The sequence below is a fragment of the Leifsonia shinshuensis genome (genome assembly GCF_022606355.1).
Taxonomy (GTDB): domain Bacteria; phylum Actinomycetota; class Actinomycetes; order Actinomycetales; family Microbacteriaceae; genus Leifsonia; species Leifsonia shinshuensis_B.
The window spans coordinates 467,350-484,346 of the sequence record NZ_JAHHZQ010000004.1 but is presented as its reverse complement, the minus strand read 5'-3'; the positions used below and the strand labels follow the sequence as shown (position 1 = coordinate 484,346).

General features: G+C 70.8%; 14 protein-coding genes and 1 tRNA gene. 3 read left to right on the top strand and 12 right to left on the bottom strand.

Features of this window, described 5'->3' with window-relative positions; translation table 11 throughout:
- Positions 1 to 570, top strand: coding sequence for a serine O-acetyltransferase EpsC (epsC, locus tag KNO15_RS17645; protein WP_241705112.1), 570 nt, complete (start codon positions 1 to 3; stop codon positions 568 to 570).
- Between the two features lie 70 nt (positions 571 to 640).
- Here epsC and prfA read toward each other — a convergent pair whose 3' ends face one another.
- From prfA to argS, 8 genes are all read right to left on the bottom strand, one after another.
- On the bottom strand, positions 641 to 1,717 hold the full coding sequence (gene prfA, locus KNO15_RS17640) for a peptide chain release factor 1 (protein WP_241705111.1): 1,077 nt from the start codon (positions 1,715 to 1,717) through the stop codon (positions 641 to 643).
- A 91-nt stretch (positions 1,718 to 1,808) separates the two neighbouring features.
- Positions 1,809 to 4,037, bottom strand: coding sequence for a transcription termination factor Rho (gene rho / locus KNO15_RS17635; protein ID WP_241705110.1), 2,229 nt, complete (start codon positions 4,035 to 4,037; stop codon positions 1,809 to 1,811).
- 259 nt (positions 4,038 to 4,296) lie between these two features.
- Positions 4,297 to 5,259: a homoserine kinase gene (gene thrB / locus KNO15_RS17630; protein WP_241705109.1), complete on the bottom strand. Its 963-nt coding sequence runs from the start codon at positions 5,257 to 5,259 to the stop codon at positions 4,297 to 4,299.
- Complete coding sequence (gene thrC, locus KNO15_RS17625; RefSeq protein WP_241705108.1) at positions 5,256 to 6,362, bottom strand: threonine synthase; 1,107 nt, start codon at positions 6,360 to 6,362, stop codon at positions 5,256 to 5,258. The genes thrB and thrC overlap by 4 nt, the downstream gene beginning before the upstream one ends.
- Positions 6,362 to 7,735 (bottom strand): homoserine dehydrogenase, encoded by a 1,374-nt coding sequence (locus KNO15_RS17620; RefSeq protein WP_241705107.1) that lies wholly within the window; start codon positions 7,733 to 7,735, stop codon positions 6,362 to 6,364. The genes thrC and KNO15_RS17620 overlap by 1 nt, the downstream gene beginning before the upstream one ends.
- A complete protein-coding gene (gene lysA / locus KNO15_RS17615) occupies positions 7,732 to 9,147 on the bottom strand; it encodes a diaminopimelate decarboxylase (protein WP_241705106.1) in 1,416 nt (471 codons plus the stop codon). The genes KNO15_RS17620 and lysA overlap by 4 nt, the downstream gene beginning before the upstream one ends.
- Before the next feature lie 137 nt (positions 9,148 to 9,284).
- Positions 9,285 to 10,091, bottom strand: coding sequence for an LmeA family phospholipid-binding protein (locus tag KNO15_RS17610; protein ID WP_241705105.1), 807 nt, complete (start codon positions 10,089 to 10,091; stop codon positions 9,285 to 9,287).
- Positions 10,092 to 10,095: 4 nt separating this feature from the next.
- Entirely contained in the window at positions 10,096 to 11,799 is a 1,704-nt protein-coding gene (argS, locus tag KNO15_RS17605; protein WP_241705104.1) for an arginine--tRNA ligase, read from the bottom strand.
- A 100-nt stretch (positions 11,800 to 11,899) separates the two neighbouring features.
- Between argS and KNO15_RS17600 the strand changes: the two genes are divergently transcribed.
- Positions 11,900 to 12,511, top strand: a complete 612-nt coding sequence (locus KNO15_RS17600) for an iron ABC transporter ATP-binding protein (RefSeq protein ID WP_241705103.1) — start codon at positions 11,900 to 11,902, stop codon at positions 12,509 to 12,511.
- Positions 12,512 to 12,550: 39 nt separating this feature from the next.
- A tRNA-Arg gene (locus KNO15_RS17595) sits at positions 12,551 to 12,623 on the top strand.
- A gap of 67 nt (positions 12,624 to 12,690) precedes the next feature.
- Here the strand turns inward: KNO15_RS17595 and KNO15_RS17590 are convergent.
- The 4 genes from KNO15_RS17590 to KNO15_RS17575 are packed head-to-tail and all read right to left on the bottom strand — an operon-like array spanning position 12,691 to position 16,873.
- Positions 12,691 to 12,960, bottom strand: coding sequence for an HPr family phosphocarrier protein (locus KNO15_RS17590; protein ID WP_241705102.1), 270 nt, complete (start codon positions 12,958 to 12,960; stop codon positions 12,691 to 12,693).
- A 29-nt stretch (positions 12,961 to 12,989) separates the two neighbouring features.
- Positions 12,990 to 15,104, bottom strand: a complete 2,115-nt coding sequence (locus KNO15_RS17585) for a PTS fructose transporter subunit IIABC (RefSeq protein WP_241705101.1) — start codon at positions 15,102 to 15,104, stop codon at positions 12,990 to 12,992.
- A gap of 39 nt (positions 15,105 to 15,143) precedes the next feature.
- Positions 15,144 to 16,091, bottom strand: coding sequence for a 1-phosphofructokinase (locus tag KNO15_RS17580; RefSeq protein ID WP_241705100.1), 948 nt, complete (start codon positions 16,089 to 16,091; stop codon positions 15,144 to 15,146).
- On the bottom strand, positions 16,088 to 16,873 hold the full coding sequence (locus tag KNO15_RS17575) for a DeoR/GlpR family DNA-binding transcription regulator (protein WP_241705099.1): 786 nt from the start codon (positions 16,871 to 16,873) through the stop codon (positions 16,088 to 16,090). Before KNO15_RS17575 ends, KNO15_RS17580 begins: the two co-directional genes overlap by 4 nt.
- Positions 16,874 to 16,997 lie beyond the last annotated feature (124 nt).

The window sequence follows — 16,997 nt, the reverse complement described above, 5'->3', positions numbered from 1 at the left end:
GTGCCGCTCTTCCGGGCGCGCGAGGACATCCGTAACGCGCGAAAGCACGACCCCGCGGCGCGTGGAGGCGCGGAGGTCGCGATCGTCTACTCCGGTCTCCACGCCGTGTGGTCGTACCGGATCGCGCACCGCCTCTGGCGCGCCGGGTTCCGGATGCCCGCGCGCATCCTCTCGCAGTTCACGCGCTTTCTGACCGGCATCGAGATCCACCCGGGCGCCCGCATCGGCCGGCGCTTCTTCATCGACCACGGGATGGGCGTCGTCATCGGCGAGACCACCTGGATCGGCGACGACGTGATGCTGTACCACGGCGTCACGCTCGGTGGCCGTGGCAGCGGCCACGGCAAGCGCCACCCCACCATCCACGACCACGTCACGGTGGGCGCCGGCGCCAAGGTCCTCGGCGCGATCGACATCGGCGCGCGCACCGTCATCGGCGCGAACGCCGTCGTCGTGCACGACGCTCCGCCGGACTCCGTGCTCACCGGCGTCCCCGCGCGCCCCCGACCGCGCTCCGGCCACGAGCAGATCCCCGGAGACGACTGGCTCGACCCCGCGCTCTACATCTGAGCAGCCATCGCTTCCTCACTTTCTCTCGCCTACCGCGGCGTGTTGCGGGAGAAAGTGAGGAAGCGACGGCTCAGTCCTGCGCCAGGTCGGCCAGGCGCGCCTCCTCGTCGGCGAGGATGTTGGACTCGATCACGGGATCGAGCGCGCCGTTCATGACCGTGTCGAGGTTGTAAGCCTTGTAGCCGGTGCGGTGGTCCGCGATGCGGTTCTCGGGGAAGTTGTACGTGCGGATCCGCTCGGACCGGTCCATGGTCCGGATTTGGCCCTTGCGGAACTCGGCGGCCTCGGCGTCCGCCTCCTCCTGCTGCTTGGCCAGCAGGCGCGCCCGCAGCACGCGCATGGCGGCCTCGCGGTTCTGCAGCTGGCTCTTCTCGTTCTGCATCGAGACGACGATCCCCGTCGGCACGTGCGTGATGCGCACCGCCGAGTCGGTCGTGTTGACCGACTGACCGCCCGGGCCCGACGACCGGAACACGTCGATCTTGAGGTCGTTGGGGTTGATCTCGACCTCTTCGGGCTCGTCGACCTCCGGGAAGACGAGCACGCCGGCGGCCGAGGTGTGGATGCGGCCCTGCGACTCGGTCGCCGGCACGCGCTGCACGCGGTGCACGCCGCCCTCGTACTTGAGGTGCGCCCAGACGCCCTCCGCCGGGTCGCTCGACGTGCCCTTGAACGCCACCTGCACGTCCTTGATGCCGCCGAGGTCGCTCGAGGTCTGCTCGATGATCTCGGCCTTCCAGCGCTTCGAGTCCGCATAGTGCAGATACATGCGCAGGAGGTCACCGGCGAAGAGCGCGGACTCGGCCCCGCCCTCGCCCATCTTGATCTCCATGATCACATCGCGGCTGTCGTTGGGGTCGCGCGGGATCAGCAGCCGACGCAGCTTCTCGCCGGTCTCCTCGAGGCTCTGCTCGAGGCCGGGGATCTCTTCGGCGAACGCCGCGTCCTCCGCGGCCAGCTCGCGCGCGGCCTCCAGGTCGTCCGAGAGCTGCTGCCACTGGTTGTACACCGCGACGATGCGCGACAGCTCCGCGTAGCGACGGTTCACCTTCTTGGAGCGAACCGGGTCGCTGTGCAGCTCAGGGTCGGAGAGCTGCTGCTGGAGGTCGTCGTGCTCGGCGATGAGGCCGGTGACCGACTCGAACATGGGGGGCTTCTTTCTGCTTGCGCTGAATCCGGGAACGGAAAAGTGCCCGTCCGCCGCACCGGAGGGCGCGACGGACGGGCACTTTCGTCAGCTAGCGGTGGTCGTTCTCGTGACCGTGCGAGTGCGCGTTGCTGTGGCCGTTGGCGGGCTGCGGCATCGACTTCTGCACCTGCATCAGGAACTCGACGTTGCTCGAGGTCTCCTTGAGACGGCCGAGCACGATCTCGAGCGCCTGCTGCTGGTCGACGCCCGCGAGCGCACGACGCAGCTTCCAGGTGATCTTGACCTCGTCCTGGCCCATGAGCATCTCTTCGCGGCGGGTGCCGGAGGCGTTCACGTCGACGGCAGGGAAGATGCGCTTGTCGGCCAGCTGGCGCGACAGGCGGAGCTCCATGTTGCCGGTGCCCTTGAACTCCTCGAAGATGACCTCGTCCATCTTGGAGCCGGTCTCCACCAGCGCCGAAGCGAGGATGGTGAGCGAGCCGCCGTGCTCGATGTTGCGCGCGGCGCCGAAGAAGCGCTTGGGCGGGTACAGCGCGGAGGCGTCGACGCCACCGGACAGGATGCGACCGGAGGCCGGCGCCGTAAGGTTGTAGGCGCGGCCGAGACGGGTGATCGAGTCGAGGAGCACGACGACGTCGTGGCCCAGCTCCACCAAGCGCTTCGCACGCTCGATCGCCAGCTCGGCGACCGTGGTGTGGTCTTCGGCGGGGCGGTCGAACGTGGACGCGATGACCTCGCCCTTCACCGTGCGCTGCATGTCGGTGACCTCTTCGGGACGCTCGTCCACCAGGACGACCATGAGGTGCACCTCGGGGTTGTTGGTGGTGATCGCGTTGGCGATCTGCTGCATCACGATGGTCTTGCCGGCCTTGGGCGGTGCGACGATGAGCCCGCGCTGACCCTTGCCGATCGGGGCGACCAGGTCGATGATCCGCTGGGTCACCTTGCCGGGCTCGGTCTCCAGCCGCAGGCGCTCCTGCGGGTAGAGCGGCGTCAGCTTGCCGAACTCGACGCGGGTGGCGGCCTCTTCGACGGTCTGGCCGTTGATCGAGTCGACCTTCACCAGCGCGTTGTACTTCTGGCGGCTGTTGCTGTCGCCCTCGCGCGGCTGACGGATCGCACCGACGACGGCGTCGCCCTTGCGGAGGCTGTACTTCTTGACCTGGCCGAGCGAGACGTAGACGTCGCTGGCGCCCGGGAGGTAGCCCGTCGTGCGGACGAACGCGTAGTTGTCGAGCACGTCGAGGATGCCCGCGACGGGGATGAGCACGTCGTCGTCGGCGATCTCGGGCTCGAACTCGTCGCCGGCCACGCCGCCACGGCGCTTGCGGTTGCGGTCGCGGTAGCGGCCCGAACGGTCGCCGTCGGTCTGCTGCTGCTGCGGGCCGCGGTTCTGCTGGCCGCCCTGCTTGTCGCCGTCGCCCTGGAGGTCCTTCGGCTGGTTCTGCTGACCCTGCTGGTTCTGCTGACCCTGCTGGTTCTGGCCGCCCTGCTGGTTCTGGCCGCCCTGCTGGTTCTGCTCGCTGCCCTGGCCGTTGCCCTTGTTGCGGTTGCGGTTGCGGCGGTTGCGTCCGCCCTGCTGCTGCTCGCCTCCCTGCTCGACCGACTCGGCCTGCGTCGCCTCGGTCTCGGCGGTCGCCTCGGTCGACTGCTCGTCGGCCTCCTGCGCGCCGTTCTGCTGACCCTGGCCACCGTTCTGGCCGCGACCGCGGCGGCGACGACCGCCCTGGCCGTCGCGCTGAGCCTGCTCGCGGGACGCGAGCGCGGAGTCGAGCAGTGCATCCACGTCGGGGATGAGGGACTCGACACCGGTCTCGCCGGTGTTCACGTGCGTGCCCGCTGCGACGCTCGTCGCGGCGGGGAGGATGGTGCCGTCCGGGCTGGAGGCACGGCGCGAGCCACGGCGGCGCGGCGCGGCGGAGGCTTCGGCCTCGGCGAGGAGCGCATCGCCCACGAGCGGCTCGGCGGTCACGGCCGGCTCGGCGATGAGCGGCTCGACGAGAACCTGAGAGGCGGCCGACGCGTGGTCGGCCTGCTCGACCGCGATCGCAACGGGCTCGGCGGCGACGGGCTCGGCGGCGACGGGAGCGGCGGCGACGGGAGCGGCGGCCTCTGCATCGCTCTGCTCGGGCGCCGCGTCCGCGGCCCCTGCCGCGGCGGCGCGGGCCGTCGCGATCGCCTCGACCAGCTCGCCCTTGCGGAGCCGGGTCGCGCCCTGGAGGCCGAGCTCGGCGGCGAGAGCCTGGAGCTCCGCCACCTTGAGCGAGGTCAGGTCGCTGTTGTCCACGCCCCCGGCGTGGAGTTCGACATCAGTCACTGAAGAGGATTCCTTTCCCCCGACGCGCACTCTGCGCGCCGCTGTGGAGCACTCGCCACGTGAACCTGCCTTGCCGCGCTGCGTACGGATCCGCGCTACGGTGCGCTCGGGATACCCGGATGCTCCGGATATCCGAAAAGCGCAGGCAGGAGTGACGGCATGATTGCTAAGAGATCACCCGGAAGCTTGATTCGCTCGTGACGCGGGTTCTTCACGGGTGCCCGAACAGTTTACCACTTCGTACCGGGCGTTTCTGACGCTACGCGGCCGGTGTGTCCGCCTCGTCGGCCGGCGCGGCGGTCACCGTCGCCCCCTTGAAGTCGACCGCGAGCATGAGCGGCTGCCAGGCCGTCTTCGCCTCGCTGGCGACCAGCTCGGCGGCGGCGAGTCGCTGACTCGGGTCACTGCAGAGCACGAGGATGGAGGGCCCCGCCCCCGAGACCACCGCGGCGAAACCGTTCGACCGCAGAAGCGTGATCAGGCTGTCGGTCTCCGGCATGGCCGAGGCGCGATAGCTCTGGTGGAGCTTGTCCTCGGTGGCGGCGTGCAGCAGCTCGGGGCTCTGGATGAGAGCCGCGACCAGCAGCGCGGAGCGCGAGACGTTGAAGACCGCGTCCTCGTGGGGCACGGACTGCGGCTGGAGACTGCGCGCGAGCGCGGTCGACATGACGTGCTCCGGCACCAGGACCAGGGGCGAGACCCCGCGGTGGACGATCAGCTTCTTGAAGCGCGGACCGTCCGGGGTGACCCAGGCGATGGTCAGACCGCCGAAGAGGGCGGGCGCCACGTTGTCGGGGTGACCCTCCATGTCGTTGGCGAGCGCGAGGAGCGTCTGGGAGTCGAACTCGACGACGCCCTCCAACAGGCCCTTCGCCGCCATGATGCCGGAGACGATGGCTGCGCCGGAGGAGCCGAGGCCCCTGCCGTGCGGGATGCTGTTGCGCGCCTGGAGGTCGAGGCCCGGCAGTGCGATGCCCACCGACTCGAACGTGTGGGCGATGGCGCGCACGACGAGGTTCGTCTCGTCGGTCGGCACCTCCCCTGCTCCGACACCGGTGACCTGGACGGTCGCGCCCGGCTCGTCGCGCACCGCGACCCGCAGCTCGTCGTAGAGCGCGAGCGAAAGCCCCAGCGTGTCGAAGCCCGGGCCGAGGTTGGCGCTCGTCGCCGGGACCTTCACCGCGACCGCACGCCCGCGCAGGTCGACGGTGCGAAGGGTCACGCCGACGCTCCCGCGTCGGCCGAGAGGCCGAGCACGTCGGCGATCGCCGCGGTGTCCACCGGCACGCTCGTCGGCTGCACGTCGGAGCCGTCTGCGGTGCGCAGCGCCCACTGCGGGTCTTTCAGGCCGTGGCCGGTGACGGTGAGGACGACCGTGGAGCCGGCAGGGATGGCACCGGCGGCCGCGCGCTCCAGCAGGCCGGCGACGCTGATCGCGCTGGCCGGCTCGACGAAGATGCCGACCTCGGCGGAGAGGATGCGGTGCGCCTCGAGGATGCCCGCGTCCTCGATCGCGCCGAAGTAGCCCTCGCTGTCGTCGCGCGCGTTGAGCGCGAGCTCCCACGACGCCGGATTTCCGATGCGGATCGCGGTGGCGATGGTGTCGGGCTCCTTGACGGCGTGACCGAGCACGATCGGGGCGCTGCCCGCGGCCTGGAAGCCGAACATGCGCGGAAGCTTCGTGGACTCGCCGCGCTGCAGCTCCTCGGTGTAACCGCGGTGGTAGGCGGTGTAGTTGCCGGCGTTGCCGACGGGGACGATGTGGAAGTCGGGAGCGTCGCCGAGCACCTCGACGACCTCGAACGCGGCGGTCTTCTGGCCCTCGATGCGGTCGGGGTTCACGGAGTTGACCAGGTGCACCGGGTAGTTGGTGGCCAGGTCGCGGGCGATGTCGAGGCAGTCGTCGAAGTTGCCCTGCACCTGCAGCAGCTGCGCGTTGTGGGCGATGGCCTGGCTGAGCTTGCCCATCGCGATCTTGCCCTCCGGCACCAGCACGACGGCCTGGATGCCGGCGTGGGTGGCGTACGCCGCCGCCGAGGCCGAGGTGTTGCCGGTGGAGGCGCAGATGACGGCCTTCGCCCCGTGCTCGACGGCCTTCGAGATCGCCATCGTCATCCCGCGGTCTTTGAACGACCCGGTCGGGTTCATGCCCTCGAACTTCACGAAGACGTTCGCACCGGTGCGCGCCGAGAGCGCGGGGGCCGGGAGCAGCGGGGTGCCGCCTTCGCCGAGGGTCACGATCGGGGTGGCCTCGGAGATGTTCAGGCGGTCCGCGTACTCGCGCAGGACGCCACGCCACTGACGACTGTAGGACTTCTCGGGCATTAAGATCCTTCGACTCGGAGAACGGAAGAGACGGCGGTGACCACGTCGCTGGCCGCGAGCGCCTCCACGGTGGCCGCGAGCGCGGCCTCCTCGGCTTCGTGGGTGCCGATCACCAGGGTAGCGGTGGGGGCGCCCGGGCCGTGAATCGGCGCCACACTCTGCAACGGGGACCGCCCGGGGAGGACCACGGTACTGGTCGTGCTCGGCACCGACTGCTGCATCGTCTCGACGCTCACACCGCCGTCGCTCAGGATGCGGGCGACCGCCGCCAGCACGCCCGGCTGGTCCTCCACCGACAGGGTGATCTGGTAGCGCGTGACCACGCGGCCGATGTCGAGCACAGGGAGGCCCGCGTGCGTCGACTCGGCGACGCCGGGGCCGCCGACCACGTGCCGGCGGGCAGCCGATACGACGTCGCCGAGCACGGCGGAGGCAGTCTCGACCCCGCCGGCGCCCGCGCCGTAGAACATCAGGTCGCCCGCGGCGGCCGCCTGCACGAACACCGCGTTGTGCGCGCCGCGCACGGCGGCGAGCGGGTGCTCGCGGCTTATCAGGGCCGGGTAGACGCGGGCCGAGACGCCCTCCTCCCCCGTCTCCGGGTCGGTCAGCCGCTCGCAGATCGCCAGCAGCTTGATGACCGCTCCCGCCTCACGGGCGGCGTCGACCTGCTCGCGCGTCACGGCGGTGATGCCCTCGCGGTACACGCGCTCCAGCGGCACGGTGGTGTGGAAGGCCAGGCTCGCCAGGATGGCGGCCTTCTGCGCGGCGTCGTAGCCGCCGATGTCGGCGGTCGGGTCGGCCTCCGCGTAGCCGCGGGCCGTCGCGATCGCGAGCGCGTCGGCGAGGGTCTCACCGTGGGTGTCCATGCGGTCGAGGATGAAGTTCGTCGTGCCGTTGACGATGCCGAGGATGCGCGTCACGGTGTCACCGGCGAGGCTGTCGCGCAGCGGCCGGATGATCGGGATCGCCCCGGCGACCGCCGCCTCGTAGTACAGCTGTGCGCCGACCTGCTCCGCTGCCTCGAACAGCTCGGGGCCGTGGGTGGCCAGCAGTGCCTTGTTGGCGGTGATGACGTCGGCGCCCGAGTTGAGGGCCTCCAGCACATAGCCGCGCGCCGGCTCGACACCGCCCATCAGCTCGACGACGATGTCGGCGCCCAGGATGAGGGAGCTGGCGTCGGTCGTGAACAGCTCGCGCGGGAGGTCGACGTCGCGCGGGGCGTCGACATCGCGCACGGCGATGCCCACGAGCTCCAGCCGCGCGCCGACCCGCGACGCGAACTCGTCACCCTGTTCCAGCAGCAGTCGCGCCACCTGGGATCCGACGGAGCCGGCCCCCAGGAGTGCCACCCGCAGGTTGCGGTACTCGATCATCGCTCGGTGCTCCCGTCGTCGTAGGCGGCGTCGCGCGCCAGCAGGTCGGCCTCGGTCTCTCCGCGCACGATGACGCGCGCGGCGCCGTCGCGCACCGCGATCACCGCGGGGCGGCCGAGGTAGTTGTAGTTGCTCGCCAGCGACCAGCAGTACGCACCGGTCGCCGGAACAGCGAGGAGGTCGCCCGGCTCCACGTCGCCCGGCAGGTACTCGGCGTCGACGACGATGTCTCCGCTCTCGCAGTGCTTGCCGGCGACCCGCACGAGGACGGGCTGCGCGGCGGACTCGCGGCCCGCGATCCTGGCCGAGTAGTCGGCTCCGTAGAGCGCGAGACGGGCGTTGTCGCTCATGCCGCCGTCCACGCTCACGTAGCGTCGCACGGCGGTCTCGCCGTCGTCCTGCGCCGAGACGGTGACGTCCTTCGTCGTGCCGACCGTGTAAAGGGTGAGGCCGGCCGTGCCGATGATCGTCCGGCCCGGCTCGAAGGCCACCGCCGGCAGGGGGATCCCGAGGTCTTCGCACGCCGCGGCGACGGTCTGCGCGATGCTGCGCGCCAGTTCGTCGATCGGCGCCGGGTCGTCGGCCGCGGTGTAGGCGATGCCGAATCCGCCGCCGAGATTGAGCTCCGGGATGTCGCCTCCGACGAGCAGCTCCTTGTGCACGGTCAGCAGACGGGCAGCCGACTCGGCGAAGCCGTCCGCACCGAAGATCTGCGAACCGATGTGGCAGTGCAGCCCGAGGAAGTCGAGCCCGGCGTGCGAGCGGATACGCGCCACCGCGTCCGCGGCGTCGGAGAGGGCGATCCCGAACTTCTGGTCCTCGTGCGCGGTGGCCAGGAACGCGTGCGTCGCCGCATGCACGCCGCTGTTCACCCGCAGACGCACCCGCTGCACGACACCGTGCCGGGAGGCCGCCTCGGCCACCCGGTCGATCTCCTGGAAGCTGTCGATGATCAGGGCGCCGACGCCGACGGAGACCGCGCGGTCGATCTCGGCGAGAGACTTGTTGTTTCCGTGGAACCCCAGCCGCTCGGCCGGGACGCCGGCCGCGAGCGCGACTGCGAGCTCGCCGCCCGAGCAGACGTCGATGTTGAGGCCGGCCTCGGCCATCCACCTCGCGACCTCGATCGAGAGGAACGCCTTGCCCGCGTAGTAGACCTTGGCGGCGGAGCCGACCTCCGCGAACGCGCGCTGCAGCGCGGAGCGGACCTCCACGGCGCGCTCTCGCGCCTCCTGCTCGTCGACCACATAGAGCGGGGTGCCGAACCGGTCGGCGAGGTCGGCGACGGGGACTCCGCCCACCTCGATCACGCCCTCGTGCCGACGCACGGTGCGCGACCAGAGACCGGGGACGAGCGCGTTCGCATCGTCGGGAACACGCAGCCACGGGGGCGCGAGCGGATTCGATGCCATGGGGACAACCTCACGAGTACAGAAACTGACGAGTACAGTCGATGGGGTTCTCTCTGGCGAGCGGACCCGGATTGGCCCCTGAAGCCGGTGGAGAAGTAGAAGCAGTCTATCGAGGCCGCCAGAGGCGGTTCGCCGTGTTACGAGCAGCTGCCCTTGCTGTGCAGGAACTCCTCGTTCATCACGAAGTCGGATGCGCTCAGCGTCACGGTGGCGTGCCCCGGCGTTACGGTGATGTCGGTGACCTTGACGCCCGCGGGGAGGTACTGGGCCGCGCACACCGGGAACGGTCCGTTCGAGGTGAGCGACTGGAGGAGCTTGGTGATGTTGACGTTGCCGGATCCGGCCGAGACGGTCGCCTTGCCCGGAGTGAGCAGCACCGTGTCGCCAGCGGCCTCGGCGGTCGCCGTGACGGTGTAGTCCACGGGGAGGCCGAGCAGATCGATCGTGCCGTCGTACCCGATGACGGCATCGCCCAGGGTGATATCGCCCTTCGCGCCGGGGATCGTGACCAGCTTGTTGAGCGACGCCTGCGAGATGCTCAGGGTGCCGGTGGCCGACTGGATCGGCTTGCTGAAGTCGGCGGGCACGCCGGTCGCGTGGACGGACGCGCTCAGCGGCGCGCCGTCGACCGTCGCGTGCGGGGCGTCGATGTCGACGCTCTCGAAGCTGCCGCCCACGAACTGCCCGAGCACCGAGAACCCGCCGATGTGCACCTGCACGTCGGCTTTCACCGAGCTCGGGAGATTCTTCTCGATCTCGGCTGCGACGCGCTGCTCGACGACGGCGCGCGTCACGAGGTCGGCGACGACCAGGAGCACGAGGACGACGACGACCGAGCCGACCGTCCACAGGAGCGGCCTCAGCCAGCGCGGGCGGGCGCGCGTCGGTACGCCGCCTGCGGGCGACGACTCGTCGGGAAGGACCTCGGTGGGCTGATCGCTCATCGCGTCACATCCGCTCCGGAGCGGACACCCCCACCAGGGCGAGTCCGTTCCGGACCACCTGGCCGGTCGCGTCGTTCAGCCAGAGGCGCGTGCGGTGCGCGTCGGTGATCGGCTCGTCTCCGTGCGGGAGAACGCGGGTCGAGCCATCGCGCACGGCGTACCAGGCGTGGTACAGCCCGGCGACCTCCTCGATGTAGCGGGCGACGCGGTGCGGCTCCCGCAGCTCCGCCGCCTGCGCGATGACGCGAGGGAACTCCTGGAGGCCGCCGAGCAGCGCGCTCTCGGTCTCGTGGGTGAGCAGTTCGGGCTTGAACACACTGCGGTCGACGCCCGACTTGGCCGCGTTGGCGGCGACGGAGCGCGTGCGGGCATGCGCGTACTGCACGTAGTAGACGGGGTTCTCGTTGCTGCGCTTGGTGAGCAGGTCGAGGTCGATGTCGAGCTGCGAGTCGGTGGACGAGCGCACCAGCGAGTAGCGGGCGGCGTCGACGCCGACGACGTCGACGAGGTCATCGAGCGTCACGATGGTGCCGGCGCGCTTGGACATCTTGACGGGCTCGCCGTCCTTGACCAGATTGACCATCTGGCCGATGAGGATCTGCAGGTTCTCGTTCGGCACGTCGCCGAACGCCTCCACCATCGCCATCATGCGGCCGATGTAGCCGTGGTGGTCGGCGCCGAGCATGATGATGTTCTGCTCGAAGCCGCGCTCGCGCTTGTCGAGGTAGTAGCCGAGGTCGCCGGAGATGTAGGCGGGCTCGCCGTTGGAGCGCACGACGACCCGGTCTCGGTCGTCGCCGAAGGTGGTGGTGCGCAGCCAGATCGCGCCGTCTTCCTCGAAGATGTGGCCCTGCTCGCGGAGGCGCTCGATCGCCCGCTCCACCGCACCGGACTCGTGCAGCGAGTCCTCGTGGAAGTAGACGTCGAAGTCGACGCCGAACGAGTGCAGACGGTCCTTGATCTCCTGGAACATCAGGCCGGTGCCGAGACGGCGGAAGACCTCCTGCTGCTGCTCGCGCGGCAGCGCGGCCAGGTCGCCGATCTGCGGGTCGGCAGCGGCACGCGTGGCGACCTCGGCGGCGATCTCGCCGATGTAGGCGCCACCGTAGCCGTCCTCCGGAGTGGCCTCGCCCAGGTAGGCGGCCAGCAGGCTGCGCGCGAACCGGTCGATCTGCGAGCCGTGGTCGTTGAAGTAGTACTCGCGCGTCACGTCGGCGCCCGCCGCCTGGAGGATGCGCGCGAGGCTGTCACCGACGGCGGCCCAGCGCGCGCCGCCCAGGTGGATGGGGCCGGTGGGGTTGGCGGAGACGAACTCCAGGTTGACGAGCAGGCCGTCGTAGAGGTCGCTGCGGCCGTACGCGTCGCCGGCCTCCACGATCGTCTTGGCCAGCTGCCCGGCAGCGGCGGCGTCCAGCCGGAAGTTGATGAACCCGGGGCCCGCGACCTCGGCGGAGGCGACTCCGTCGATACCGGCAGCGGCCTCCGCGATCTCGCCGGCCAGCTCGCGCGGGTTGGCGCCGACACGCTTGGCGAGCCGCATCGCGACGTTCGACGACCAGTCGCCGTGCTCGCGGTTCTTCGGCCGCTCCAGCGGGATGTCGTCGACCGTGATGGCCAGGTCTGCGATGTCGTCGCGGCCCTCGCGTCGCCGGTCCACCACGGTCGTCACGATGGCGAGCAGGGAGGCGGAGAGATCAGCGGGGGTCATGACGAACGATTCTACTAAGGACTGACGGGCAACCCGTCGCAACGCTTGATAGGGTGCGACTCGACACGCCCGCAGGACGATACGGAAGACGCACTCCAGCATGCAGCAGCACACCGCCCGGACCCTCGCCGCGCTCGCGATCGCCGCCGCGGCCGTCACGCTCGTGGGCTGCACGCCGACGGCCAAACCCGCCTCCACGCCCTCCGCCTCGGCGACCGCCGGCGGCGCCGCGGCCTCGAACACCCCGGCGGCGACGCCGACCCCGACCCCGACCCTGCCGCCGACGCCCGTCACCCTCACCTGCGACCAGGTCGTCACCGCCGACCAGCTCTACGCGTACAACCCCAACTTCTCGGCGGACCCGGGCTATGCACCCAAGGCCGGCAGCCTCGAGAAGCAGATCGCCGACTGGAAGGGCGTCACGTGCGCCTGGCAGAACCAGACCAGCGGCGATGTCGTGCAGATCGCGGTCGCGCATCCCCCCGCCGACCAGCTGGAGAGCCTCAAGAACGCCGCCATCACGGCGGCCCAGCCCGTTCCCACCTACGGCACCCCTCCGCAGGTCGAGGGCTACTTCAAGGCGGGCGACACCGGCCAGGTGCAGATCTTCCGCGGCCCGTACTGGATCGTCGCAGAGTCGACCGCGTTCTTCGAGCCGGGAGATGCGGCACCACTCATGCAGAGCGTCCTGGGCAACCTGCCGACGAACTGACGCCCCTCGAAAAGCTGCTAGCCTGGACGGGCACTCCTGGCCCCCATAGCTCAGGGGATAGAGCGTCTGCCTCCGGAGCAGAAGGCCGTAGGTTCAAATCCTACTGGGGGCACTGTAGCTCCGCTAACGCAGAAGAAGCCCCCTCCTTACGGAGAGGGCTTCTTTCGTGCTCGGGCCGGCTATTCGGCGTCGAGGTCCGTCTCGAGCAGCGCCACCAGCTCGTCGAGGGCGGCATCGGCGCCCGGCGCCTCCGACCGCAGGGTCACGACTGTGCCCTTGCCCGCGGCCAAGCCCATCAGCGACAGGATGCTGCCTGCGTTCGACTGCGGTCCGTCGCCGACCGCGATGGTCACGGGGATGCCCTTCTCCTGCACGGCCTGCACGAAGAGCTTCGCGGGGCGGGCGTGGAGGCCGGAACTGCTGGCGACGGTGGCGGTACGTTCGGTCATCGATCTCTCCTTCTCGAAAGCGGCGGACGTCACGCGGCGACGGTCGCCGCGACGGGCTGGTCTGCGGGCTGATCGGCGGACTCGGCCACGGGCGCCGTGCGACGCGGGGCCGTGAACCGCTTCAGGCCGACGACCAGCAGGGCGGTGACGAGCGTGCCGGCCGCGAGAGCGACCACGAAGCCCCAGATCGGGTCGATGGCGAAGAAGACGAAGATACCGCCGTGCGGCGCCCGAGAACTCACCTCGAAGGCCATCGCGAGGCCTCCGGCGACCGCGCCGCCCACCAGGTTGGCCGGGATCACCCGCAGCGGGTCGGCCGCGGCGAAGGGGATCGCCCCCTCCGAGATGAAGGAGGCGCCCAGCAGCCAGGCGGCCGCTCCGTTCTCCCGCTCGACCTGCGTGAAGCCGCGGCGATAGAGCACGGTGGAGGCCAGCGCCATCCCGAGCGGGGGCACCATGCCGGCGACCATCACCGCGGCCATGATGTGGAAGCTCGCGTCCGTCTGCTGCGCCAGGCCGGCGACCGCGAAGGCGTACGCCACCTTGTTGACGGGGCCGCCGAGGTCGAAGCACATCATCAGGCCGAGGATGATCCCGAGGAAGACGGCGCCGGCGCCGGAGAGTCCGTTCAGGAAGCCGGTCAGCTGGGTCATCAGCCACGCGATCGGGGCGCCGAGGATGAGCAGCATCAAGCCCGAGGCGATGATCGATGCGCCGAGCGGGATGATCACGACGGGCATCAGGCCGCGCAGCCAGCGCGGCACGGCGGGCCGGCCGATGAGCCAGGCCGCGTAGCCCGCGAGCAGACCGCCGATCAGACCGCCGAGGAAGCCGGCGTTCATGAAGACCGCGATCGCACCGGCGACGAACCCCGGAGCGATGCCGGGCCGGTCGGCGATGGCGAACGCGATGTAGCCGGCCAGCGCGGGAACGAGGAAGCCGAGGCTCACGCTCCCGATCTCGAAGGCGATGGCGCCCAGGTAGTAGCCCAGCCCCTCCGGAGGGAGGTTCCAGATCGCGTAGTGGGTCAGCGTGTAGACGGCGTTGTTCATGCCCGAGTCGCCATGGGCGAGGGCGATGCCGTACCCGCCGAGGAACGGCAGGAAGCTGATGGCGATGAGGAGGCCGCCGCCGGCGACGAACGGGATCATGTAGCTGACGCCGGTGAGCAGGATCCGCTTGAGGTTGGCGCCCCAGGAGAGCGTCTCGGCGGGAGCGGTCGAGACGGATGCGCCGGACGAGCTCACGCGGGCGCCGTTCGGGTCCGCCGCGACGGCGACCGCCTCGGCGATGAGCTGATCGGGCTGCTCGATGCCGCGCTTGACGGTGGAGCGCACCACGGGCTTGCCCGCGAAACGCGCCTCCTCGCGCACGTCGACGTCGTTCGCGAAGATGACCGCGTCGGCCGCGTCGATCACGCTCTGCGGCAGAGCCTGGTAGCCGCTCGACCCCTGGGGTTCGACGACGAGGTCGACACCGTTCCTCGGCCCGGCGGCGGTGAGCGCGTCGGCGGCCATGAAGGTGTGCGCGATGCCGGTCGCGCAGGAGGTGACCGCGACGATCCGGGCCGGACGGCCGTCGATGCGGAAGCCGTCGGCGGCAGTCCCGACCGGCGCTGGGGCGAGCGCGCCCGACCCGGCTGATGCTGCCGACACCGCTGATGCTACGAACGCCCCGCTCGAACCTTCGCCCTCCCCGATGGCCTCGTCTACGAGCGCGACCACGTCCTCCGGCCGCTGCGCCGCCCTCAGACCGGAGGTGAACTCCTCGGTCATCAGGCTCCTGGCGAGCTTGGACAGCACGGCGAGGTGGGCCTCCGCCGCGTCGGCGGGCGCCGCGATCAGGAACACCAGGTCGGCGGGCCCGTCAGGGGCGCCGAAGTCGACGCCCGGCTCCAGCCGGGCGAACGCGAGGGTCGGGACGGTGACGGACGGGCTCTTCGCGTGCGGGATGGCGATACCGCCGGGCAGGCCGGTCTCGTCCTTCTGCTCACGCGCCCAGGCATCGGCGTAGAGCGCCTCCGCGTCGGTGGCGCGCCCCTGCGCGACGACGCGGGCGGCGAGTTCGCGGATGACGGCGCTCTTGTCGCCGACGGAGCCGGGAGCGAGGCTCACGAGCTCGGGAGTGATGGTCTTCAGTGACACGGTTTCCTCCAGTGTGTCTGTGCGGAGTCGAGACGGGGCTCAGGGATGGAGCGCGGCGACGGGGAGGTCGCCGGCGAACAGGTCGGCCGGTCGGGGCGCCTGGGTGCCGGGCAGTGCCGCGGCGGCGGACCCGTAGCGGATCGCGTGCGCGAGCCGTTCGGGCGGGGTCGCCCCCGCGAGGTCCGCCAGCAGATAGCCGGCGAGGGCGCTGTCGCCGGCGCCGACGGTGCTCTGCACACGGATGCGGGGGGCGGCGGCGACGAAGCCGCCGTCGGGGGTCACCAGCACGGAGCCGAGGGCTCCGAGCGTCACGAGGGCGGAACCGACGCGCTCGGGTACGAGCGTCCCTGCCATGGCAAGCGCCGCCGAGGGGAGCTCGTCGGGGTCGAACGTGGCGCCCGTGAGCTCCGCGAGCTCGTCCTCGTTGGGTTTGATCAGGTCGGGCCGCGCCTCGGACACGGCCGCGCGCAGCGCCTCCCCCGAGGTGTCGACCGCGATCCGGGGAGCTGCGTCGCCCCAGTGTTCGCGCACGGCACGGATGACCGTCACGTAGAAGTCGTCGCCGACGCCGGGGGGCAGCGAGCCCGCGAGCACCAGCCAGCCCGCGCCGGCGCACGCGTCGACGACGGCCGCCACCAGCAGCTGCGCGTCCGAGGTGTCCAGGGCGGCACCGGGCAGGTTGAGCTTGGTCGTGACGCCGACGGGGTCGGTGATCGTCAGGTTCGCTCGGGCATGGCCGCGGATCGGAACGGGTCGGATGGGGAGCTCCACCGAGTGCAGTACGACGCCGAACGGGTCGTCGGCGGCCAGCGGGAGGACCGCGAGGGCGGGCACGCCGGCCGCGGCGGCGACGCGTGCCACGTTGATCCCCTTGCCGCCGGCGTCCTCGCGCGAGGACGCGGCCGACTGCACCTCGCCGGGTCGGAGCGGCGCGCTCAGCGTCACGGCGCGGTCGAGCGAAGGGTTGGCGGTGAGGGTGACGATCATGCCGACCACACCTCCACACCCGCAGCTGTCAGCGCGTCGGCGAGCTCGCCCTCCGGTGCGCGGTCGGTCACGAGCACGTCCACCGCGTCGAGCGCGGCGAACGAGACCAGCGACTCCTGCTGGAACTTGGACGCGTCGGCGAGGACGATCACGCGCCGCGCCGCCCGGACGATGGCCTCCTTGACCGCGGACTCCTCCGGGTCGGGAGTGCTCAGGCCGAAGCCGGCGGAGACACCGTTGACGCCGACGAAGACGATGTCGGGCCGCAACGACTGGATCGCGCGGACGGTCGAGGCGCCGACCGCCGCCGCCGTGACACCGCGGATGCGGCCGCCGACGACGGTCAGCGACACCCGGTCGGCCGCAGCGAGCGCGGGCGCGAGGGTGAGCGAGTGGGTGACGACCTCCGCCTCTCCCCCGCTGGCCGAGAGCCGAGCCGGGAGCAGCTGGGCGACGGCGCCCGTGGTCGTGCCCGCATCGAGGTAGAGGGAACCGCGGAAACCGTCCCCGAGCGCGTCGAGGGCCCGGGCGGCGATGCGCAGCTTGGTGTCGGCGCGCAGCCCGCTGCGCTCGATCACGGAGGCCTCCGCGGTGCTCGCGCGGTCGATGGCGACAGCGCCGCCGTGCACCCGGCGCAGCGCGCCGGAGAGCTCGAGCGCGTCGAGATCGCGGCGCACGGTCTCCGTGGTGACGCCGAAACGCTCGGCGAGATCGATCACGGCGACGCGGCCCTCTTCGAGGAGGAGCCGCTCGATCAGCTCCTGACGCTCCATTGCATACACCTGCCGCCTCCTTTGGATTTCCAACACAGTACAACATGAATCAACAGAGATCAATATCTTCTCTGTGGCTTTCTGTGTGATTCTCCGTCTCCTGCGCCGATCGTGGCGGCCACGTACAATCGTT

Bases quoted from the DNA above. Each gene is read 5' to 3' on its own strand.
- prfA (WP_241705111.1), bottom strand. From the start codon at position 1,717: ATGTTCGAGTCGGTCACCGGCCTCATCGCCGAGCACGACGACCTCCAG.
- thrC (WP_241705108.1), bottom strand. From the start codon at position 6,362: ATGCCCGAGAAGTCCTACAGTCGTCAGTGGCGTGGCGTCCTGCGCGAG.
- KNO15_RS17620 (WP_241705107.1), bottom strand. From the start codon at position 7,735: ATGATCGAGTACCGCAACCTGCGGGTGGCACTCCTGGGGGCCGGCTCC.
- lysA (WP_241705106.1), bottom strand. From the start codon at position 9,147: ATGGCATCGAATCCGCTCGCGCCCCCGTGGCTGCGTGTTCCCGACGAT.
- KNO15_RS17610 (WP_241705105.1), bottom strand. From the start codon at position 10,091: ATGAGCGATCAGCCCACCGAGGTCCTTCCCGACGAGTCGTCGCCCGCA.
- argS (WP_241705104.1), bottom strand. From the start codon at position 11,799: ATGACCCCCGCTGATCTCTCCGCCTCCCTGCTCGCCATCGTGACGACC.
- KNO15_RS17600 (WP_241705103.1), top strand. From the start codon at position 11,900: ATGCAGCAGCACACCGCCCGGACCCTCGCCGCGCTCGCGATCGCCGCC.
- KNO15_RS17590 (WP_241705102.1), bottom strand. From the start codon at position 12,960: ATGACCGAACGTACCGCCACCGTCGCCAGCAGTTCCGGCCTCCACGCC.
- KNO15_RS17580 (WP_241705100.1), bottom strand. From the start codon at position 16,091: ATGATCGTCACCCTCACCGCCAACCCTTCGCTCGACCGCGCCGTGACG.